The following is a 21,911-nucleotide window of genomic DNA, read 5'->3' on the forward strand; positions in this document are numbered from 1 at the left end:
TGAAGTCCCTCACGGATTCACCATGCAGCCCCTGACTGTTCCCCTTGCGCTCCCCGGTGCCGACCCCAGCCGCCACCTTGCGTAATCTATACTCTGCGACCACGAAATTCGCAATCGGAATCTGAACCCGATGACTCGACTCCGCCGCTGGCTGCGCTGGATCTTCCTGATTGTCCTGGTCCTGGCGCTGATCGGCGCGGCCGCCGTGGGCGGTCTGTACTACGCCGTGTCCTCCAAGCTTCCCGACGTGCAGACCCTGCGCGACGTGGAAATGCAGGAGCCCATGTACGTCTATGCCGCCGACGGCAAGCTGATGGCGGTGTTCGGCGAGACCCGCCGTACCCCCATCACCATGAAGGACGTGCCCGAGCGCCTGAAGCAGGCGTTCCTGGCCACCGAGGATGCCCGCTTCTACGAGCATGGCGGTGTGGACTACATGGGCATCGGCCGAGCGGTGTGGCTGCTGGCCACCACCAACGACAAGCGCGTGCCGGGTGGCTCCACCATCACCCAGCAGGTGGCCCGCCAGTTCTTCCTCAGCTCCGAGTACAGCTACACCCGCAAGCTGGCCGAGATCCTGCTGGCGCGGAAGATCGAGTCCGAGCTGAGCAAGGACGAGATCTTCGAGCTGTACCTGAACAAGAGTTTCTTCGGCAACCGCGCCTACGGCGTGGCCGCCGCCGCCGAGTTCTACTACGGCAAGAAGCTGAACGAGCTGGACCTGGATGAAATGGCCTCGCTGGCCGGCATCCCCAAGTTCCCGTCTTCGGGCAACCCGATCTCCAACCCGGAACGTGCCCGCCAGCGCCGCGACAACTATGTGCTGCAGCGCATGGCCGACCTGAAGTTCGTCAGCCAGGCCGAGGCCGATGCGGCCAAGGCCGTGCCCATGCACGCCACCGCGCATGAGCCGCCGGTGCAGGTCGATGCCCCTTACGTGGCCGAGCTGGTGCGCCAGGAAATGATCGCCCGCTTCGGCGGCGATGTGGTCAACAAGGGTTACCACGTCACCACCACCATCGATGCCACCCTGCAGACCGCCGCCAACCAGTCGGTGCGCGACGGCCTGCTGCTGTACGACCACCGCCACGGCTGGCACGGCGTGGAGAAGCAGGTGCAGGTGGGTGCCGGCGAAGACGCCGCTGCCCTGGCTGAGCACCTGCGTGGCATGTACGGCCAGGCCGGCCTGCTGCCGGCCATCGTCGCCAGCACCGGTGCCGATGGCAGCGCAACGGTGGTGCTGGCCAACCGCAGCGAGATCGTGCTGCCGGCCGGCGCCGCCAAGTGGACCAACAAGACCCCGGGCAAGCTGGTGCAGCGCGGCGACATCGTGCGCGTGCGCGCCGGTGCCAAGGAAGGTGAGTGGCTGCTGGACCAGATCCCGCGCGGCCAGTCCGCACTGGTCTCGCTGGATGCCCACAACGGCGCGTTGAAGGCGCTGGTCGGTGGCTTCAGCTTCTCCGGCAACAAGTTCAACCGCGCCACCCAGGCCCGTCGCCAGCCGGGTTCGAGCTTCAAGCCGTTCGTCTATGCGGCCGCGTTCGACAAGGGCTACAACCCGGCCTCGATCGTGCTCGACGCCCCGGTCGTGTTCCGCGACCGCCGCGGCAAGACTTGGGCCCCGCAGAACGACGGTGGCGGCTTCCGCGGCCCGATGCGCCTGCGTGAAGCGCTGGTGCAGTCGCGCAACCTGGTCTCGGTGCGCCTGCTCGATGGCATGGGCGTGGACTACGCGCGCAAGTACATCAGCGAGTTTGGCTTCGCCGAATCGGAACTGCCGCCGAACCTGTCGATGTCGCTGGGTACCGCCTCGCTGACCCCGCTGTCGGTGGCCCGCGGCTACGCCGTGTTCGCCAACGGCGGCTCGCGCGTGGACACCTGGCTGATCGACCAGGTCAATGACCGCGACGGCAACCTGGTGTTCAAGGAAAACCCGGCACTGGCCTGCCGCGACTGCGCCGGCAGCAGCGACCAGCCGGTCAACCAGGTGGTGGACGGCTTCAACTTCGGTGCCCCGGCCCCGAAGGTGGACCCGGCTGCTGCCGCCAAGGCCGAAGCCAAGACCGAAACCCCGGCCGCGCCGGTCAACCCGGATGCCCGCACCGCCCCGCGCGCGATCGACGCCCGCACCGCCTACCAGCTGGTGTCGATGATGCGCGACGTGGTCCAGCGCGGTACCGGTGCCCAGGCCAAGGTGCTCGGCCGCGAGGACGTGGGTGGCAAGACCGGCTCCACCAACGACCACCGTGACGCCTGGTTCTCCGGCTTCGGCGGCCCGTACGTGACCACCGTGTGGGTGGGCCGCGACGACTTCCGCTCGCTGGGTTACCGCGAATACGGTGGCAAGGCCGCCCTGCCGATCTGGATCGACTACATGCGCACCGCGCTGAAGGACACCCCGATCGCGCAGAACGACCCGCCCAGCGGCATGGTCCAGGCCACCCTCAACGGCGCCACCGAGTGGGTGAAGGTGGAAGATATGGACCGCCTGACCGACTACGACCTGAACCTCAATACGCCGCAGGCCGACGCCGCCGCGTTCGATATCTTCTGAGGAAGGGTGCAGCGGGTGCCGCCCCGGTAGCTGCCAACCTTGGTTGGCGCCGATGCGGCTCTGGTAGCTGCCAACCTTGGTTGGCGCCTCGTGCCGACCAAGGTCGGCATCTACCAAAGCGTGGGTGGGGCCAACCTTGGTTGGCACCGATGCGGCCCCGGTAGCTGCCAACCTCGGTTGGCGCCCCGTGCCGACCAAGGTCGGCACCTACCAAAGCGTTGGTGGGTGCCAACCTCGGTTGGCACCGATGCCGCCCTGGTAGATGCCAACCTTGGTTGGCGCCCCGTGCCGACCAAGGTCGGCACCCACCAAAGCAGTTGCATCCGCCATACCCACGCAGATGTCACATCCGTGCGCTAGTCTGTAGCCAGGTCGCAACAAGGAGTCATCGCATGCATCGCGCCCGTCAGCATGCTGCCAGCCAGACCCGCGAGCGGCGCCACCGCCTCGCCCACGAAGCCGCCCGCCTGATGGCCGAAGGCGGCATCCGCGACTACCACCAGGCCAAGTTGAAGGCCGCCAGCCGGCTCGGCATCCACGACGATGCCTCCCTGCCCCGCAATACCGAGATCGAAGACGCCCTGCGCGAGTACCAGCGGCTGTTCTCCGGGCCCCAGCACGGCAACGAACTGCAGCGCCGCCGCGAAGCCGCCATGCGTGCTCTGGAGTTCCTGCACGACTTCGCCCCGCGCCTGGCCGGTCCCGTACTGGACGGCACCGCCGACGCCAACAGCCCCGTGCAGCTGCACCTGCACAGCGACGACCCGGAAGCCGTGCACCGCTTCCTGGACGAACACGGCATCCCCGCCGAATCGCGCACACGCCGCCTGCGCATGGACCGCGAGCGCTGCCTGGATGTGCCGGTGTGGGTGTTCAGTGCCGAAGAGCTGACCTTCGACCTGGCCGTGCTGCCCTACGACGCCCTGCGCCAGGCGCCACTGTCACCGGTGGATGAGAAGCCGATGCGACGCGCGTCGGTGGCGCAGTTGCGGCAGGTGCTGGCCGAAGCGGAGATCACCGCGTACATCGGCGGGTGATGGTAGCGCCGGTCCATGGCCGGCGAGCGCAGCGGTGCCTGCCTTGGGTGGGTGCGGACCGTTGGTCCGCACTGTGCTTCGGGCATTTCGATGGCTGACCGGAGAGCAGTCGAGCATGGCTTGTATGTTCCTCCCGGCTCCTACGCGGTATGTAGGAGCCAGGGTGGAGGGACCGTCAAGCATGCATCTGCGGATACTAGCCGACAGACGAGTCGAGCGATCCCCATCCCGCACACGAACGTCGATAAAGGATCGTACGGCCCCCAAAGGGGATCGTCGATGTAGGCAAGCTAACGTCGGTGCGGTACCACCCCAGCCCCTTAAAGATAGCTGGGAGCCGTACAAATGTCTGATTCTCTCGATATTGGCGTGGACGTGGACTCCAAGGAGTTCGTACCGGCAGTGGCCGACCGCAAGGCCGGCGACAGGATCGCCAACACCCGGGCCGGCATAGCCCAGTGGCTCAACACCTTGCCCCAGCGATGCCGGATTGGCATGGAGGCGACGGGGCGGTACTACGAGTTGTTGGCTCGGATGGCTGGCCAGGCAGGCCACGTTGTCTATGTGATCAATCCACGTCTGATCAAGCACTACGGCCGGGCGACGGGCTCGCGTGGCAAGACGGACGCCATGGACGCCGAAGCGATCGCCCGATACGTGAAGAAGGAGAACGATCGCCTGCGTGAATACGTACCGCGTACCGATGAGCAGCAGCAGATGCACGATTTGCTGCGCAAGCGGCAGACGCTGGTAAAGACACGCGCGCGCCTGGAGCAATCCTTCGGGGTAAGCAAAAGTGCCCCCGGGGAGCTGTCAGATCTGTTCTGCGCTCTGGCTGGGACGCTGTCCGAGCTGGAAAGCGAACTGCAGCGCTTGGGTCGCGATGGAGAGCATGGCACGCTCTACAAGCGCCTGTTGACCATCCCTGGTATCGGCCCCGCTGTCGCCGCTCACCTGATCTACTACATGACGCGCTGGCCGTTGGCCAACGCCAACGCGTGGATCGCCTGCACCGGCCTGGATCCCCGGCCCAACGAGTCTGGCGGAAGAACGGGACGGCGTCGGCTGTCCAAACAGGGCGCGCCAGTGCTGCGCCAGATGCTCTACATGGCCGCCATGGGGCTCAAGCGGTGTCGCCGGGGGCAACCGCTCTACGACGAGCTGTCAAAGCGGTGTCGCCGGGGGCAACCGCTCTACGACGAGCTGTCAAAACGCGGTCACCCCAGCACCGCCGTCTTCAACATCCTGGCCAGAAAGCTGGCCAGGATCGCCTGGGGTGTCTTCAAAAGCGGCCGGGACTTCGATCCGGCCATGCTGAAGGTGGGTCAAGCCTGCTTCCAGCAGGCTTGACCACGAACATAGGATCTCGACTCTACGGGGGCGCTGCACCCGTGTTTGGTAGGTGCGGACCGCCGGTCCGCACTGTGCTTCGTGCATTTCGATGGCTGAGCGGAGAGCAGTCGAGCAAGCTCGACTCTACAAAAGCGGTGTTACCTGCTCTGGCAGATGATGCCCATCTTGCTCCTGCTACCAGACAAATCGGGTATCGCGCAGCGGGTCGCTGAGCAGCCGCGGCAACCACGGTGCGGGGGCACGCTGCGGATATTCCCGCATCATCTGTGCGTGCATGGCCTGCAGGTCCCGCAACACCCAGGACTGGTAGTAGATGTCGTTGAACCCATCCGACCAACCACTCTTCACCCGCTCATGCTCGTCTGCCTCCAACGGCGGCATCTGGTCCAGCGGCACCTCCAGGATCGTCGACAGCGCAGCGTTGATCTGCGCATTCTCAACACCCGCCTGGCGCACGTAGTCCAACCGATCCAGCACCCGCCGGCAATCGTAGGGAAAGCACCCACCTGTGGCCATGATGTAGTCAGCGATGTCCGCCAGCATGTCGGCTTTCAGCCGCCACACCACTTCGCTGTCCATCACCTGCCGTACCCGTATCGTGCGCAGCGTGCTTGCCCGCACCTCCTCCGGCGTAGTGAACGGAGCACCCGGCGTGCTACCCGCGTGGCGCACCAGCACGATGCGATGGATCGCCTCCCTGGTGACACCCTCGATGCGCAGCGCCGCTGTCTCCGGGTGCACGCGCGGCGTCGGCACGCTCAGCATCCGCCACATGTACCACAGCACCAGCAACAGACCGGCGATGCACAGCCCGCTCATCAGCGTCCACAGATCCAGGTTCCGTGTGTAGTAGCGATAGCGCGCCCGCCAGATGTAGAACGTGCGATAGCTGATGATTCCCTTTACCCATCTGTACATCGCCATCTCCTGGGCGAGGACCCCGGCGCGGCGGGGTGGATTACGCGCGTCACGCCGGGGCTCCATGGCTTACCAGCCGATGCCCACACCGACGCCCATGCTGCGCTCACCGCTGTTGGTGAACGCACCATTGAGGCTGAAGGTGGCCGAGCCCTTCTCGTTGAGCACGCGCTGGTAGCCCACCGCCATGGCCGACTCACCCTCGCTGTAGCCCACACCCGCACCGAGGCGGTTGTAGGTGGCCAGGCCGGCGGTGTTCATCGCCATCGCGCTCTGCGCGCTGCTCATCGCCGCCATGCGGTTGAAGCGCTTGTCCATCTTGTCCAGGCGGCGCTCGAAGTTGCTGATCGCGCCATCGGTGTACTCGTTGGCGCGGGCCAGCATCTTCTCCAGCTCGGCGGTGTCGACCTGCGGCTTCGGCGAGTCGTCCTTGTTGGCCTTCGGCTGCGGTGCGGGCTTGTCGCCCTCGCCTACCGAGGCGACCTGCTGGGAATCCTTGCCTTCCGGTGCCACCGAAGTTTCCTCGGCCTGCGGCTTCGGCACCGAGGACGACGCCAGCGCACGCGGTGCCGAGGCATCGTCGATGCGCTGCTCCAGACCGTCCATGCGGCCGTTGAGCTGCTGCTGCATCGAATGCAGCTGGCCACCGTTGACCGCATCACGGCTGCCGGCCGCGATCAGGCCGTTTGCCACGTTGGAGATGACCATGCCGTTGGCACCGGCGAGGGTGAGCTGGTTGACACCGTCGGCGCGGACCGAGGGGGTGTCCTGGAAGACGGAGCGGAGCTGGGTTTCGACCTTGTCCACGCGCGAGGTGCTGGTGACGACCGCGCCATCCAGTGCTTCAAGTGCGCCATTCAACGTGGACTGTGTCTGGCCCTGGACGTTGAAGCGCGGGCCGACGATGTTGCCGTTGGCGTCCACTTCGCCGCCGAGCGCGGAAAGCGCACCGCGCAGCTGGCCGACGGTGGCGGCGTTGTGGTTGGCGGTGCCGTTGGCGATGTTTACGAGGCGGCGTTCAGTTCCTGCACTCCCAAAGGATGCAGTTCCTGCCTCAGTAGCTTCAGACCCCACGCCCAGCGCCAATGATCCGTCTGCGCCCGCATGGACTCTTGAACTTGCTCCAATTGAAACTCCGTTCGTCGACGCGACATGTGCACCAGCCCCCACCGCGAAGCCATTCAAAGCGTTCGCTGACACGGAAGATCCACGACCTATAGCGACAGAATTTACGCCCAACGAAGAGGCGAACGAACCGATAGCCGTCCCTCCCTCGCCCTGCGTGCGAGCCGAGTCACCAATTGCAACACCCAAGAAACCTGCGAAGGCATCCTTGCTGAGCTGATCCGTATTGATTTTGAGGAAGCGCCCCTGATACTCAATCTCGGATACGCTATCAGTCACCGCAAACAACTGGCGCCCAGTAACTACGTCTCGACTATCGGCAGAGAGGGAGCCATCGGCCACGCCAGTCAAACGCGCGCCACCGTAGTCGATGACGCTTGCATCCAACCCTCGCATTGCCTGCTGCCCCATCTCCCGCTCCTTGCGCATCGCCTCCAGATCATTCCGATTCTGCGAGATCTTCTGCTCTGCGGCATACAGCTGGTTGCCCGTAACGGCATCGCGGCTTCCTGGGGCCACTCGGCCATCGGCAAGGTTGGTCAGCACCATGCCGTTAACGCCATTCAGCGCGATCTGGCTCATGCCGTCGGCACGGGCCGAAGGTGAATCCTGGAAGATCGAGCTGAGCTGACCTTCCACCTTGTCCGCGCGACGGCCGGCGGTGATGACGGCGCCATCGAGTGCCATCAACGCATCCTCGACGGTGTCCTGCGAGCCGCCCTGCACCGCGTAGGTCGGAGCGATGATGTTTCCGTTGCCGTCCATACCGGCGCCGCCGCCGAGGGTTGCGAGGGAATCCTTGAGCTGAGAGACAGTGGTGGCGTTATGGTCGGCCGTACCGCGCGCGACGTTCACAAGTCGCCGTCCCGTGCCCTCGCTACCAAACGAAGCGGTTCCACTTTCAGTGGCCACCGCGCCGGTCCCTAGCGCCAAGGAACCATCGGCCCCGGAAAGGACACTTGAACTCTCACCGATGGCAACCCCATTCCGGGTCCACACTTGCGCACCTGCTCCCATCGCAAAGCCACCGGCTGCCTCTCCAGAAGCCCAAGCGCCGCGCCCGACCGCAACTGAATTGACACCAAGCGCTGAGGAAAACGCCCCTAGCGCTACACCACCATCTATCCCAGTCTTTGCCGAATCGCCGATCGCCACACCGAGCACACCAGCCTCAGCACGAGCGCTGAATTCATCAGACCCGACACTCACAAATCGGCTCGCGCTTTCCAGATCCGACACACGCCCGTTGGTTTGGTGCAACTGCCTTCCTGACACGGCATCAGCACTGGTAGCACTAATGACTCCATCCGCAACGCCACTGATCTTCCGACTGGCGTTGGCGCTGTTGCGCACGTCCAAGGTCGTGCCACTGTTCTTTTCGCCCAAGCGCACATTGCCAGACGCCGATGCCTGCGCCACCAGCCCGCCCAGTGCCGCTGTCTCGGCCAGCGCCTTGGCCGCATCCGTCTTTGCCACGCCAGCTTCCGTACCCGCAGACCTGGCAATGCTCTCCACCGTTGCCACCTTGTCATTGGTCGCGTTTAGCTGCCTACCGTTGACGGCCTCGTGGCTGCTGGTGCCGACTGCACCATCGGCCACGCCGGTCAGCTTCCGATTCGCGTTCGCGCTGTTACGTACATCCAACACGGTGCCGCTGTTCTTCTCGCCAACACGAACGTTGCCGTTGGCAGTGACTTGACCGACAAGACCCTTCAGCACTCCAGTATCAGCCAGTGCTGTGTCCGCGCTGACCTTCGCCGCGGCGGCTGCCGTCTGTGCCGCAGTCACGTTCGCGTTGGTTTCATGGAGCTGCTTGCCGGTCACGGCCTCGTTACTGGTCGCGCTGATGGCCCCGTCGACGACGCCCACGATCCTGCGATTTGCATTGGCGCTGTTGCGCACATCCAGCTGCGTGCCACTGTTCTTCTGACCCAGACGAACACTGCCATTGGCAGCGGTCTGGTTCACCAGGCCACCCAGCACCACCGTCTCGGCCAGTGCCTTGCCCGATTCCACCTTTGCGGCATTGGCGGTGGTCGTCGCGCCGTCAGCTGCTGTCTGGGCCTTGGTCACGGCCTGGTTGGTGGCATGAAGCTGGTTTCCGGTGATGGCATCGGTGCTGCCGGCGCCCACCACACCATCGGCGATGTACTGGATCTTCCGCTTCCTGCTGGCGCTGCCAACCGATACCGAATTGGCCGAGGCCGTCACTGCACCTGCACCCAAGGCAACGGCATTCTCATGCGAGGCCTGAGCGCGGTCACCCAGCGCCACAGAGCTGGTGTTCGTAGCTTTGGCCAGATTGCCCAGTGCGCTGGCGAACTGCGCCGTCGCCTCGCTGCCACGCCCGAGTGCGGTGGCCTGGCTGGCGCCTGCCTTGCTCAGATAGCCAACCGCCGTAGCATGCTCTGCCTCGGCCTTGGCGTCGCCGCCTACGGCAATGGAGAAGTTGCCGCTTGCGTTCGCACGGAAGCCGGTTGCAACGGCGCCATTGGCGCTGCGGGTTCCGGCACCGACCGAGACACCCGCGTTCTGGTTGGTCACTTTGTTGCCGTCCGCATCCACACCAGCGCGCGCATCGTCGCCTAGCGCTACGCTACGGCCATTGTAGGCCTTGGCATTGTTGCCGAGTGCTGTACTGATACCGAAGCTGCCGTTCTCTGCGGTGGCCCCCCTGCCCAAAGCCAAGGTCGTCGCATCTATGCGGTTCGTGGCGGCCTGCGCAACTGATTTCACTGCGGCCAGCTCACCCGTGACATCGCCTGCGATCTTTTCCACGGCCGTGAGCCGGGTATTTGTCTGGAACAACTGGTTTCCAGTGATGGCATCGGTGCTGCCGGCACCCACCACACCATCGGCGACGTATTGGATCTTCCGCTTCCTGCTGGCGCTGCCGACCGAAACGGAGCTGGCCGATGCGGTCACCGACCCGGCGCCAATCGCAACAGCGTCCTCGTGACCTGCATGTGCACTGTTTCCAAGTGCCAGCGAATTGATGCCCGTTGCCCTGGCAAGATTGCCGACTGCGGTGGCGAACTTCGCCGTTGCCTGTGTCCCTCTCCCCAAGGCCGTCGTCTGCTGGGCACCTGCGACACTGGTTTTTCCAAAGGCGGTACTCAACTCCTCATTGGCGACGGCATCGGAGCCGATCGCAACGGAGAAATTGCCACCCGCAACAGCCTTGTGACCCATGGCAACGGCGCCGTGCGCACTGCGGGTGCCGGAACCTACCGAGACACCGCCTGAACTGCCATTGGCCTTGTTTCCAGCGACATCGACGCCGGCGCGCGCGTCATCGCCTAGCGCAACGCTCGCGCCGTTGTAGCCTTTGGCGTTGTTGCCGACTGCCGTGCTTGCGCCATAGGTGGTATTCGACTCTGCCAATGCCCCCTTGCCAAGCGCCAGTGCTGTCGCATCCACCCGATTGTTGACCGATTGCGCAAGGGTTTGGGTTGCAAACAGCTGCTTGCCGGTAACGGCATCCGTGCTTGTCGCACTCAAGCGCGCATCAGCCACGTTGACGATTCGTCGCTTGGTCGACGCGTTGCCAACGGAGACCGAGTTCGCCTCGGTCGCTTCAGAGTTGGCGCCGATGGCGGCCGATCCATCCGCCAGTGCCTTCGCATGATGACCGAGCGCAACGCCGCTGAACTCTGCACGCGAGTTTCCGCCCAAGGCGATTGCTCCCGAGTAGCCAGCGGTTCCCGCAAATGCATTCCCTCCGATCGCGATGCGGGACACACCCGCCGTGCTTTCAACTGTGCGGGCGCCACTACCTACTGCTATGGAGTTCTGAGCGTAGGCGCGAGCATCGTGACCGATAGCAGTGGTGCCGACGCCCGACGCAACCGAACTCGCACCCAGCACCGTCGAGTAGCCGCTTGTGGCTTCCGACTTGTACCCAACCACCACGTTCCTGTCACCCTTTGCAATCGCCTCATTTCCGAGGAGTACGCTCCCCTTCCCTGACAGCGCCGACGCGGTGCCGACGGCCACCGAACCCCAACCGCTGATGCTGGATCTCGAGCCCAGAATCATCTGCATGTCACCGTTGAGGGTTGAGTCTTTGTAGTAGGCATCATTGACGATGGCGCCTTGCACCACGATCTTGCGCGGTTGCGCAGCGAACAGCGAAGAGATCATGGGAGAGCTGGCCAGGAACCTGGTCACCTCTTCCTGAGGCTCTCCGTTCTCATACTCATCCTTCGGGCGCTCTTGGGCTGATGCAGACATCCCGACCGATGCAACAGCCGCCAGTACCAGCAACCGCGGCTTGGTCCGGGAGGATTTCCCGCGTGGACTGCTCAACTCGCTACCCACCACCCAGCACTGCTTGGCCACACTCCAGATACGTCGATAGATTCGATTCATGCTTGTTCTCCTTAACACCACAGGGAAGTGAAGCCCCGCGCTTACGCGGGGCGATAGAAGGTCAGGCGCTCGGCGCCAGGGTCGTTACGTGATCGCGATATCCGTCGTTCGACAGGCGGTACTGCAACTGCAGGCTGCTGCCCGGCTGGAGCTGGAACGGCAAGGTCAGCGCGGCATCGGGGTAAAGACTTGTGGACAGCTCGCGCGGCGTGCACACGCCACCGGCATTGCACTCGGACGCACCGGTGATGCCCACGCGCAACGTGCCGGTATTGCGCAGGGTGTTGCCTTGCAGTTTCAGATCCACGCTGCCTTTGGCAGGCACGACGTTCACCAGCGCCCCCCAGACCAGGCTGACACCAACGTTGGCCTGCGCCGCCTGTTCATCGCCTTCCAGGATCGTGCCGTCGGGGCCCTTTACCCCCTCGAAGTAGATGCGGTAGGCCGCCTCCTTCTCGACGGTCTGCAGTGGAATCACCCGGATCAGGCGATTGCCACCACCGCTGAGTGCGAACTTGCCGGGCGTGATGGCAATCGCCGCATCGGCAGCTTCCACTTCGATCTCTTCTTCACCCACCTGTGCCGGGTTGGTGATGCGCAGCAGGCGTGCCTGCACGTACTGCGGCTGGGTGGATTGCGAGTACACGCGGATCTTCGTGCCGTGCTTTGCATCCACCGCTGCGCGCATCGGATGAATGGACAGATTGGCCTGTGCCGGCGGGGCCAGCAGTGCACTCAACGGCAACAGGCAGAACAGCAGCTTCTTCATGATGAGCCTCCGTGGGATCAAGGTTTGGCGGTCGGCACGCGCAGCTCTACCGTCAGCTCACCGTCGTAGAGACCGGGGCGTTTGCTGGCGATGGGCGTAGGCGGTGTTTCCAGCGTCAGTGGCGTGGGCACGCAGTACACGGGTTGGCTGATGCCCGGCAGCAGCACCATGCGTAGTTGCGCGCTGTCGATGCCGCGCAGCAACTGTTCCTCGCCATGCTTCATCGCCAACAGATTGCCGCCGTAGTTCAGGCCGACCTGGTAGTCGAGGCGCTGGGTGTCGTCGCTGCCACCGTCCTGATGCCAGACCGCGAAGTCCCGCCCAGGCGGTGGGCGTGGCCCGCTGTCGCGAACCGTGACGCCGAGGAATTCGCTCTGCGAACCAATGCCGTCGTACAGGCACATGTCCACGTCCTTGCGCCCGGCGACGACCTTGCGGATGGGGTCGTAGCGCAGGTCCATGTTGACCAGCGGTGCAACGCCGTCGAAGCCGGGGAAGTAGATTGAAATCGCGTCGTAGTCGGTGACAGTGAAGTCGAAGTTGAAGGTGGCCGTGGCGACCGGCGCGGCGGCCGGGTCGGCTTTGATGTTCAGACGCATCGTGGCCTTCCAGCGACCGGCGACAAGTCGCTCAAGCTCCGACTTGGGAAGGATCAGTTGAACGCCGGTTCCAATTGATTCATCTGGCGGGCATTGAAACCGTAGCGCCTCGTGAAGCATCCTCTCCGAGCCATTCCAATAGTCGCTCGTGCAAACGCGTCCCGACATGATTCTCCGCATAAAGCCCATCGCTTTGACCTCTGCTGGATAGCCCGTGCGCTCGTCCACTGTGCGCAGCCTAATTTGGGTATGGCCAAGGATCTGCCCCGGCGTACCCTCACTCGGGCAGCCACCCACACTTGAGTCAGAGTTCGACTCACAAACCACATGGATCTGCCCATACTTCATCGCCCGGTCGTGACTGAACCCCAACACCGTCCGCGGCGCCCACAGCTCCACATCACCCGGCACCGCCGAGCGATCCCAGGTCATCACGATGTCCCTGCTCTGATCCGCCGGATGCGTCTCCGGCGGCCACTGCGCCCACGCCCTCGGCGCCAGCACCACCAGCGCACACACCAGCATCAACACCAACAACACACGCCGGTTCATGGCGTTCCTCCTGCAGCAGCGGTCTGGGGCGTGGCGGCAATCAATGCGCGTTCCTGCAGCAGGCGGGTCACCCGGGCCTGCTGGCGGATCTCTGCCGGCAGCTGGGCCACGGCCAGCGGCTCGCAATGCACGGCGCCCACCAGCAGCACCACCTGGCGGCGCTCGCGCACCTGCAGCGGGCAGTGCAGCAGGCGGTCGTCCTGCAGCAGGTACAGCGTTGTCTCGCGACGCGGGAAATCGGCAACGAAGCCGCCGTTGGCACTGGTGCCTGGCACCGGCGCGTTGAGGATGCGGGCGCCACCCAGCGGCGCTCCGGCTAGATCCTTGGCGTTGCCGATGAAGGTGTAGGTCACCTCGATCGGCACCGGCATGCGCATCAGCCGCCCGGGGCTGAGGAACATCGGCCGCGCGCCACCCACGCCGGTCACGCGGATGGCGGCAATGCTGTCCAGCGTGCTGGCGTCCTGTACTTCGGCGCGGTGCGACTGGTACGACGACAGCGGCAGCAACCGGCGCTCGCCAATCTGCAGGCGCTGCCTGCGCAGGCCGCCCACCTGCAGTTCGGCCGCCACGCCACGCAGGTCGACGTCGTCGGTGTCGGCCACCTGCACGGCCAAGCCAGCATCGGCACCGTTGCTGCCGCTCCAGTAGAAGCCGCGCTTGCCCAGTGCAAAGCCGGAGCTGTGCATGCCGCTGTAGGCGGTCTCGCTGCGGCCGCGCTGCTGGTAGTGCGCCAGCGTGGCGCCGCTCTGGCCGAGGCTGTTCTGCAGCTGGCCGCTGAGCGTGGCGCTGTAGCGGTCGCTGTTGTTGGCGCGCAGTTCGGCTGACAGCTCGCGGTACTGTGCATCGACGTCCTGGCGCAGGCTGTGGCCAACGCTGTAGTTGATGTCCGGACGCTGGTGCTGCGGTTGGCGCACGTCAACGCTGTAGCGGCGCTGGCCGCTGCCGGCGGTGCCGCGCAGCAGGCGGGTCAGGCTCAGGTTGAAGTAGATGCCGCGGTCGCGTTGGTCACTGCCGCGCAGGCTGTCGCTGGCGCGCTGCTGCCACACACCCACGCGGGTGGAGACACTGAAATCCTGCCAGCGATGGCTGCGGCTGAAGCTGGCCTGCCAGGTGCGGCTGAGCTGCGGCTCGCGGCGCGGTTGCCGCGGCGGTGGCGGTGGCAGCAGCGGGTCCAGCCCGGCCAGCGGATCGTCTTCCGCACCCGGCAGGATGCGCCCTGCGCGCCAGGTCTGGCGCCGCGTGTAACCCACATAGGCGCTGCCACCGGCCAGCGGCAGCGCCATCGAGGCGCTGAGCGAGTTGGTGCAGCCCAGCTGGTCGCGCGCGTCGGCCTCGAACTGGCAGGCCTTGCCGCGCATGCGCTGCTGGTAGATGTTCCAGGATGCGGTGCGACGGTACGACAGCTGGTGCTGCTGGCCGGTGCTGCCATCGTTGCCGCGCATGCCGCCGAAGCTGGCGCGCAGTTCCTGGGTGGCGTACAGGCGGCGCAGGTCCACGCGCAGCTCGCCATAGCGGAAGCCGCCGAGGTCGGCGGCACCGGCCACCATCGCCACGTCGCGGCCCAGCGGCACGCGCATGCCGGCCACGGCCACGCGTTCGCCATCGAAGCGATCACTGCGGCGCTCGTTGCGCTTGCCGCCCTGCACGAACCACTGCCACTGGCTGTTGGTCCAGTCGCCGCCCTTGTCGAACGGCGCGTCTTCGCTGCGCACCAGCACGCCGTCTTCGTAGATGCGCAGGGTGACGCTGTAGTTGCCGAACGGGAAGTTGCGGGTGTCGATCTGATTGATGCCGGCCTGCAGGTAGGAGGTCTGCAGCAGCCGCGTGCCGTCGTAGGCATCCACGCGTGCGTCGCGGGCCAACAGCACGGTCAGCGGCGTGGCCTGCACGGCGGCATCGGCATCCACATAGGCCTGGGTGGTGCCCACGCGCAGACCCTGCAGGCGGTCCAGCGGCAGCATGCTGAAACTGAAGGTGCCGCCCTGCGGGCTGGACAGGTTGCGGCGGTCCATGCGCCCGGCCTGCAGGTAGTGCGCCTGCCCCAGGTCGTGGCGGTAATAGACGTTGTCGAACTGGAATTCACTGTCACTGCCGCGGCTGCGGTAGCGCTGCTGGTTGAAGTTCCATTCGGCGGAGACATGCCCGCGGTCGAACAGGCCCAGCACGCCGGTGCCACGCGCGGACAGCGTCTGGTAGTCGCGGCTGCCGCTGACGTTGATCACCTGCTGGTGCAGGAAGGCGTTTTCGGCGTTGGCGCTGACGCTGTGGAAGCGTTCGGCAGCCGGTTTGCCGGGAATCCACTGGCGGGCGACGAACAGGCGCACTGCGCCCTCGCCCTCGTCGTACAGGGCGCGCACGGCGGCGGGGTCTTCCGGTGGATCGAGATAGCCGCAGCCGGCGGTGGCGCCACCGAAGCGGCAGGCCAGATGGCTGTTGCGCGGCATGGGCTGTGACAACGCGGGCAGCAGCGCGGCCTGCGCCTCGGCGGGCAGGTCGAGCGCCTGCAGCACGCTTGCTGGATCTTCCAGTTGTACGTGCTCCAGGGTCACACGCACCGGCGACAGCCCGGCCGAGCGGCCGAACAGCTGGATGTCGAGTTGTTCGGTCTGGCCTTCGACCAGATCCTCAAAGCCGGGCGGGACGCCGCGCGCCGCCGCCAGCGGCGTTGCCAGCGCCAGGGCGAGCGCGACCGCCAGCCGGGTGATGGCGGGGGCGTGTGGGGTCATGGGGGTACCGCTGGAAAGGCAGCCGGCCCGGCGTGCGGGCCGGCGCGGGGATTACGGCGTGGTGGCCTTCTGGTTCAGCACGATATTGACGACGCCGGTGTAGCGACCTTGGGTGGTCAGCGGTGCCGGAGCGGTCTGGGCGATGACCAGCGGCATCGAGATCGACGCGCCCGGGGTGGAGCCGGCACCGGTGAACAGATCGGCCGCAGCGTACTCAATCGGGGTCAGGCCCAGATCGCGACCGTTGAGGCTGACCTTCATCGGCACGGTGACCGTACCGTCACCGTTGGCCAGCACGAATGCACCACCAATCTTGGCTTCGATATCGGCGGCGTCATCGTTGGAGTGGATGCGCACGTGCTGGGTATCCGGAATCAGGCCACGCAGCGGATCGTGGGTCAGGGTGACGGCGTCCGGCAGTGCGCTGCCGTCATCACGCAGCAGGGCCAGGGTCGGGTCGACGTCGGCATAGACGGTGATCTTGGTTTCCACGGCGTGCGCGGACAGCGAAGCCGTAGCCAGCGCTGCAGCGAGCGCGGCCTTCTTGAGAATGGCGTTCATGGGTTGTCTCTCTCGGACAAGGGGGAATGAGAAAGCCCCCCTCCCCTAAGGAGAAAGGGAGGGAGGCGCCGCCCGCAGAGGTGGTTACGGGCGACGGAGAGAATGTTAGGAACCCATTGTCCTGCAGGCCATTCAAGCATTCCTAAAACGTTGAACGTTAAGAAGGATTCTTGAAGGCGCTCAATGTTTGAGGGTTATGCAATTTCCCTCATTCGTTGAATGCAAAAAACCTCATTGCATCGCCTTTGTAGAGACAGCTTCTCCGGTCATTTCCACGCCATCCACGCGCGGCGTGGCTCTACTGTAGAGCCGAGCCCATGCTCGGCTGCCGCGAGCCTCAGCCTGCGGGCACCACGGTGACGCGATCAACATCAATGTCGGTCGGCTTGAGCCGATGCGTGTCGACCTTGCCGTGCAGTTCCACCACGGTGTCCGCACCGATGGCCTGCGGCGGCAGGTCTTCGTCATCGATCTCCACTTCGATCTGGCCGCTCGCATCGCGGAACTGGTAGCGCTCGTGACCAAGCTTGGCGACCAGGGTGCCACGCAGCACCACCGGGTGGTCATCGCGCTGGGCGCGCGCATCGGCCACGGTGCTGGCAGCGACTCCTGCGCCTGGGCCGGTGTACTGCGCGAACCCCTGCGGGCTCAACAGGGTGAGCGGCGTGGCGATGAGGGCAATGGCAAGCAGTCGGTTCATGGTGGTCTCCATGGCTGAGTAAGTGTCCTCAGGTTCTATCGCCCCGGATGTGATGCCTATGCAATAGATCCGAGAGATGTGAAAGCGACACTCAGTGTCAGAATTCGTTCAGATCCTGAAGCAAGGTTTTGTAGAGTCGAGCACGGCTCGACTCTACAAAGACCCATCCACGCATGCGTGGACCTCGCGTTGGCGCGTGATCAGAAGAAGATCGCGTACAGGATCAGCAGCGGAATCGGTACGCCCAACAACCAGAGCAGAATCATTTTCATGGCAGGTCTCCTTGCATGGAACGGGGGTTACAGATCGCGGCGGCGGCCGCCCCAGGTGGCGCTGAGGCTGGCGAAGAACGCGCCGATCAGCAGCGTGATGAACAGCCACAGCGCGGCATACGCTGCTGCCTTGCGGGCGTCGTCGGCGGCCTGCTTGGCAGTGTTCTTGGCCTTCTCCAGCGCAGCACGCATGCGCGTCTGCACATCGGTCACGCGCGCCTGCGCTTCGGCCTGACTCATGCCGGTCTCGCGCGCGATCAGCTGGGACAGGTACTGGGTGTCGGCCGGATCCAGGCCATCTCCCTGCAGACTGTTGACGATGATGCGATTCACCTCGGCACGCACTTCACGGCGGTCAGCCACCGGGCCATTGCCTGGCATCGGACGCGGCGGTGCGGCCATGCGCGCGTCGCGCGGGCCGACGCTTGCGACCGGCGGCGGCGGGGCCGCATTCGGATCCATCGGCGCACCCGGCGGAGGCGGCGTTGCAGGATCAGACGGCCCTGCGCTGGTGGCACTTCGGAACAGCGAGTCCACCCAGTAGTTGAGGTCGCCTTCCGGCGCAGCCGCGGCGGCGCTACCGGCGCTCGCGGCGGCAACGCCTGCCGTGGAGGCAGCGGCGCCTGCAGTGGCACCGGCCACTTTCGCGCCCGTGCCGAGTACGCCGCCGATGGCCGACGTGAGCAGACCGGCGGTGAGCAGCGTGGCCACCGCCCACGACACGAAGCCATGTGCGGTATCGCGGAAGTAGGCTTCATCGCCATGGATCTGCGTCCACTTGGTACGCAGGCGTCCTGCCAGATAGCCACCCAGACCCGAAGCCGCCAGCGCGGTGAAGGTGAGCCAGATGATGCTGGACCAACCGAAGGTTTCCTTGCTGACGCCTTCAAACGACCACGGCGACACCGAGGACAGCCCCAGGCCCACGCCGAGAATCAGCAGGATGAGGGACAACGCGGCGGCGGCGGCGGCACCGGCGAAGATTGCACCCCAGGACACGGCGCTTTCGCTTGGCGGGGCAACGATGGGGGCGGCGACGACAGTGCCGACGTCAGGGCCGAGCGGGCCGCGCTCGGGTGGGTCGAATCGGGTACTCATGGGACGGACGCTCCGGATCAGATGCTGCGGATGCAGCTGGCGTCCTGAGGCTGCGCGAGCGCTTGTGAAGCTGGCGAGACCCTTGAATCACGCGGTCTTGGCGCGGTGAAGAGCGTGCCAACCAAGGTTGGCACCTACCAAAAAGCGGGAACGCGGTAGATCCATGCCATGCGTGGATGGGGAAGCGTGCCAACCAAGGGCGAGGACAAAGTAGATCCACGCCATGCGTGGATGATTTTTCACGAGTGTCGAAAGCGTGCCAACCAAGGTTGGCAGCTACCAGAGCCGAAGCAAAAAAAACGCCCCGCGGATGCGGGGCGTTCTCGGCACAACCTACGCGGGCGATCAGCCCTGGTAGTCGCGCACGTCGCTGCCGGTGTAGACCTGGCGCGGGCGGCCGATCTTCATTTCCGGGTCAACCTGCTGTTCCAGCCAATGCGAGACCCAGCCGGAGGTGCGGCCCAGGGCGAACATGACGGTGAACATTTCGGTCGGGATCTGCAGCGCCTTGTAGATGATGCCGCTGTAGAAATCGACGTTCGGGTACAGCTTGCGGGCGACGAAGTACTCGTCCTGCAGCGCGGCCTGTTCCAGCTTCACGGCCACGTCCAGCAGCGGATCCTGCACGCCCAGCTGCTTGAGCACCTTGCTGGTCATCTCGCCGATGACCTTGGCGCGCGGATCGAAGTTCTTGTAGACGCGGTGGCCGAAGCCCATCAGGCGGAAGCCGGAGGTCTTGTCCTTGGCCTTGACCACGGCGGACTCGACGTTGTCAGCGCTGCCGATCTCTTCCAGCATCTTCAGCACGGCTTCGTTGGCACCGCCGTGGGCCGGACCCCACAGCGCGGTGACGCCAGCGGCGACCGACGCGTACGGGTTGGCACCGGTCGAGCCGACCAGGCGCACGGTCGAGGTCGAGGCGTTCTGCTCGTGGTCGGCGTGCAGGATGAACAGCAGGTCCAGCGCCTTGACCACGTCCGGGTTCAGATCGTACTGGCCATCAGCCGACTCGAAGGTCTGCTTCAGGAAGCGGCTGACGTAGTCCAGCGAGGTGTCCGGCTTGTTGGCCGGCAGGCCCTTGCCGTGGCGGTAGATCAGCGCCGACAGGGTCGGCACCTTGGCGATCAGGCGCACAGCGGCCTGGCGGCGCTGTTCGGCGTCGGACAGGTCCAGCGAGGCGTGGTAGATGCCCGACAGCTGCGCGATGGCGGCGGTCAGGATGGCCATCGGATGTGCATCCTTGGCGAAGCTGCCGATCAGGGTGTTGATCGACTCATCGACGTTGGCTTCAGCCGCCAGCTCGTCGGTGAAGGCCTTCAGCTGCTCGGCGCTCGGGCGCTCGCCGTTGATCAGCAGGTAGGCCACTTCGACGTAGCTCGACTTTTCCGACAGCTGTTCGATCGGGTAGCCGCGGTACAGCAGCACGCCCTTGTCGCCGTCGATGTAGGTGATGGCGGACTTGCAGCTGGCCGTCGCGGTGAAGCCGGAATCGTAGGTGAAATACCCCGTTTCCTTGGTCAGCTTCGCGATGTCGACGCAGTCGTTGCCAAGGGTGGGTTTGATGACGGGCAGAACGACCGACTTATCGCCGGCGTTGAGCGTGACCTGATCAAGATCGGACACTGTGTGCGCTCCTTCATGGGAAGGCGCCTGCCCAAGCGCATTGGTCAGGCACGTGAATGACGTCCTCGGCCTGTGCCGGGGATCACGCCATTATCGCACAGCAGCATTTGCCCGGCGCTAGACAGAAGTCGTATACGACAGGCGGCCAGACGCCGGCCGTTGAGCGGCCCGGATCGGCAAAAGCGTTGTCATCCGAACGCAGTGTTCCGTCCATCCAAACGCCCGTTGGGTAGGCGTTGGGGAAAAACAAACGGCCGCGCAGAGCGCGGCCGTCGGTTCGAAGCTGGATCGACAGATCAGCGCGCGTAGCGCTTCTGGAACTTGTCGATACGGCCCGAGGTGTCGATGACCTTGTGCTTGCCCGTGTAGAACGGGTGCGAAGCAGAGGAAATTTCAACCTTGACCAGCGGGTATTCGTTGCCGTCTTCCCACTGGATGGTTTCCTTCGTCGCCATGGTCGAGCGGGTCAGGATCTTGAAATCGGAGGTGACGTCATGGAAGACGACGTCGCGGTAGTTCGGATGGATATCGGCCTTCATGGGCTCACACCGTAAATGGGCTGGTGGTCAAGAGCGGCATTATAAGCACCGGTTGCCGCTCGGGGCAACCGGTGCGGGTCAACAGACTTCAGTCCGCGCCCAGGGCCTGGCGCACCAGGGCCTCGAAACGCTGCTGGTCGTAGGCCATCAGCAGATCGCAGTTGTCCGGCTGGCCGGTCTGGCGGTTCCAGTCGACGATGGTGGCGCCGCGGCTGAACGTACCGTTCAGCTCCACGTTCAGCGGCCGCGATTCGACCTGCAGCTGCCCTTCCGGGTTCAGCGCCCAGGCCATGGCGACCGCATCGGCGGTATACCAGCGGCCACCCTTGCTGTCCTCGGACAGGCCACGGGTCTTGCGCGAGATCAGCTCGTAGAAACGGGCGCGATCGGAATCAGCCTGCAGCCACTTTTCAGCATCCTGCAGCGGCAGGCCATGGGCGACGGTGGCCTCCCAGTCCGACACCAGCAGGTGCTTGAACGAAGTGAACACCACGTGCGCCGCTTCCGGATCGAACGCGATGTTGAATTCGGCCGCCGGGGTGATGTTGCCGTGGCAGGTGACCGCACCGCCCATCACCACGATGCGCTTGATGCGCTCGGGAAGGGTCGGGTCCAGCTTCAGTGCCAGGGCCAGGTTGGTCAGCGGGCCAAGCATCACCAGCATCAGTTCACCGGCGTGCTCGTGCGACAGGCGCAGGATGGCCAGTGCGGCGTGCTCGGCTTCAGCCTGGCGGCTCGGCGGCGGCAGGTCCACGTCGCCGTAGCCGTCACGGCCATGCACGTGGGCGGCGTCAACGGAGGGATGCAGCAGGGGATCCGGGCTGCCGGCAAACACCGGTACGTCGGCGCGGCCGACGATGTCGCAGAGCTTGAGGGCGTTGCGGACGGTGTACTGCAGGCCGACATTGCCAGCGGCGATGGTCAGGGCGACCACGTCATGCCGTTCATCGGCAAAGGCCATCAGCAGGGCCAGGGCGTCGTCCACACCGGGGTCGGTGTCGATCAACAGGGGGATCTTGTGGGTCATCGTTGCCGTCTTCAGATCGGCAACGAAGTGTGGACCGGGATGATGACCGTTGCAAGAGCGCCCTGTCCCAACGGCAAAGGTGTC

General features: G+C 65.1%; 14 protein-coding genes. 3 read left to right on the forward strand and 11 right to left on the reverse strand.

Features of this window, described 5'->3' with window-relative positions; genetic code table 11:
• Positions 1-130: 130 nt before the first annotated feature.
• The 3 genes from MG068_RS16750 (at position 131) to MG068_RS16760 (ending at position 4,941) form a co-directional block, all read left to right on the forward strand.
• Positions 131-2,554: a penicillin-binding protein 1A gene (locus MG068_RS16750; RefSeq protein WP_132810710.1), complete on the forward strand. Its 2,424-nt coding sequence runs from the start codon at positions 131-133 to the stop codon at positions 2,552-2,554.
• 392 nt (positions 2,555-2,946) lie between these two features.
• Entirely contained in the window at positions 2,947-3,591 is a 645-nt protein-coding gene (locus MG068_RS16755; protein WP_049461747.1) for a hypothetical protein, read from the forward strand.
• Between the two features lie 345 nt (positions 3,592-3,936).
• Complete coding sequence (locus tag MG068_RS16760) at positions 3,937-4,941, forward strand: IS110 family RNA-guided transposase (RefSeq protein WP_132810711.1); 1,005 nt, start codon at positions 3,937-3,939, stop codon at positions 4,939-4,941.
• A 177-nt stretch (positions 4,942-5,118) separates the two neighbouring features.
• Here the strand turns inward: MG068_RS16760 and MG068_RS16765 are convergent, their stop codons facing one another.
• The 11 genes from MG068_RS16765 to MG068_RS16815 form a co-directional block, all read right to left on the reverse strand.
• Positions 5,119-5,862, reverse strand: a complete 744-nt coding sequence (locus tag MG068_RS16765; protein WP_132811154.1) for a hypothetical protein — start codon at positions 5,860-5,862, stop codon at positions 5,119-5,121.
• 69 nt (positions 5,863-5,931) lie between these two features.
• Complete coding sequence (locus MG068_RS16770; protein WP_132810712.1) at positions 5,932-11,358, reverse strand: ESPR-type extended signal peptide-containing protein; 5,427 nt, start codon at positions 11,356-11,358, stop codon at positions 5,932-5,934.
• 61 nt (positions 11,359-11,419) lie between these two features.
• The gene (locus MG068_RS16775; RefSeq protein ID WP_132810713.1) at positions 11,420-12,127 is read right to left on the reverse strand and encodes a pilus assembly protein; all 708 of its coding nucleotides are present in this window, start codon (positions 12,125-12,127) and stop codon (positions 11,420-11,422) included.
• 17 nt (positions 12,128-12,144) lie between these two features.
• Positions 12,145-13,278 carry a CblD like pilus biogenesis initiator family protein gene (locus MG068_RS16780; protein ID WP_132810714.1) on the reverse strand — a complete coding sequence of 378 codons (1,134 nt, stop codon included), beginning with the start codon at positions 13,276-13,278 and terminating at the stop codon, positions 12,145-12,147.
• Positions 13,275-16,007 (reverse strand): TcfC E-set like domain-containing protein, encoded by a 2,733-nt coding sequence (locus tag MG068_RS16785; protein ID WP_132810715.1) that lies wholly within the window; start codon positions 16,005-16,007, stop codon positions 13,275-13,277. Before MG068_RS16785 ends, MG068_RS16780 begins: the two co-directional genes overlap by 4 nt.
• A gap of 51 nt (positions 16,008-16,058) precedes the next feature.
• A complete protein-coding gene (locus MG068_RS16790; protein ID WP_071229177.1) occupies positions 16,059-16,568 on the reverse strand; it encodes a CS1 type fimbrial major subunit in 510 nt (169 codons plus the stop codon).
• 337 nt (positions 16,569-16,905) lie between these two features.
• Positions 16,906-17,268 carry a NirD/YgiW/YdeI family stress tolerance protein gene (locus MG068_RS16795; RefSeq protein WP_132810716.1) on the reverse strand — a complete coding sequence of 121 codons (363 nt, stop codon included), beginning with the start codon at positions 17,266-17,268 and terminating at the stop codon, positions 16,906-16,908.
• 299 nt (positions 17,269-17,567) lie between these two features.
• Complete coding sequence (locus MG068_RS16800; RefSeq protein ID WP_132810717.1) at positions 17,568-18,638, reverse strand: hypothetical protein; 1,071 nt, start codon at positions 18,636-18,638, stop codon at positions 17,568-17,570.
• Positions 18,639-18,983: 345 nt separating this feature from the next.
• On the reverse strand, positions 18,984-20,261 hold the full coding sequence (locus tag MG068_RS16805; RefSeq protein ID WP_032127838.1) for a citrate synthase: 1,278 nt from the start codon (positions 20,259-20,261) through the stop codon (positions 18,984-18,986).
• Positions 20,262-20,557: 296 nt separating this feature from the next.
• Positions 20,558-20,800: a type B 50S ribosomal protein L31 gene (locus tag MG068_RS16810; protein WP_005410871.1), complete on the reverse strand. Its 243-nt coding sequence runs from the start codon at positions 20,798-20,800 to the stop codon at positions 20,558-20,560.
• A gap of 88 nt (positions 20,801-20,888) precedes the next feature.
• The gene (locus MG068_RS16815; RefSeq protein WP_032127836.1) at positions 20,889-21,827 is read right to left on the reverse strand and encodes a nucleoside hydrolase; all 939 of its coding nucleotides are present in this window, start codon (positions 21,825-21,827) and stop codon (positions 20,889-20,891) included.
• Between the last annotated feature and the right edge of the window lie 84 nt (positions 21,828-21,911).

Origin of the sequence: Stenotrophomonas sp. ASS1 (assembly GCF_004346925.1) — a bacterium.
GTDB lineage: Bacteria > Pseudomonadota > Gammaproteobacteria > Xanthomonadales > Xanthomonadaceae > Stenotrophomonas > Stenotrophomonas maltophilia_A.

Excerpts from the sequence above, each read along its gene's own strand:
- MG068_RS16810 (WP_005410871.1), bottom strand. The coding sequence starts at position 20,800 with ATGAAGGCCGATATCCATCCGAACTACCGCGACGTCGTCTTCCATGAC.
- MG068_RS16775 (WP_132810713.1), bottom strand. The coding sequence starts at position 12,127 with ATGAAGAAGCTGCTGTTCTGCCTGTTGCCGTTGAGTGCACTGCTGGCC.
- MG068_RS16780 (WP_132810714.1), bottom strand. The coding sequence starts at position 13,278 with ATGAACCGGCGTGTGTTGTTGGTGTTGATGCTGGTGTGTGCGCTGGTG.
- MG068_RS16760 (WP_132810711.1), top strand. The coding sequence starts at position 3,937 with ATGTCTGATTCTCTCGATATTGGCGTGGACGTGGACTCCAAGGAGTTC.
- MG068_RS16750 (WP_132810710.1), top strand. The coding sequence starts at position 131 with ATGACTCGACTCCGCCGCTGGCTGCGCTGGATCTTCCTGATTGTCCTG.
- MG068_RS16800 (WP_132810717.1), bottom strand. The coding sequence starts at position 18,638 with ATGAGTACCCGATTCGACCCACCCGAGCGCGGCCCGCTCGGCCCTGAC.
- MG068_RS16765 (WP_132811154.1), bottom strand. The coding sequence starts at position 5,862 with ATGTACAGATGGGTAAAGGGAATCATCAGCTATCGCACGTTCTACATC.
- MG068_RS16755 (WP_049461747.1), top strand. The coding sequence starts at position 2,947 with ATGCATCGCGCCCGTCAGCATGCTGCCAGCCAGACCCGCGAGCGGCGC.
- MG068_RS16815 (WP_032127836.1), bottom strand. The coding sequence starts at position 21,827 with ATGACCCACAAGATCCCCCTGTTGATCGACACCGACCCCGGTGTGGAC.
- MG068_RS16790 (WP_071229177.1), bottom strand. The coding sequence starts at position 16,568 with ATGAACGCCATTCTCAAGAAGGCCGCGCTCGCTGCAGCGCTGGCTACG.
- MG068_RS16785 (WP_132810715.1), bottom strand. The coding sequence starts at position 16,007 with ATGACCCCACACGCCCCCGCCATCACCCGGCTGGCGGTCGCGCTCGCC.
- MG068_RS16770 (WP_132810712.1), bottom strand. The coding sequence starts at position 11,358 with ATGAATCGAATCTATCGACGTATCTGGAGTGTGGCCAAGCAGTGCTGG.
- MG068_RS16795 (WP_132810716.1), bottom strand. The coding sequence starts at position 17,268 with ATGAACCGACTGCTTGCCATTGCCCTCATCGCCACGCCGCTCACCCTG.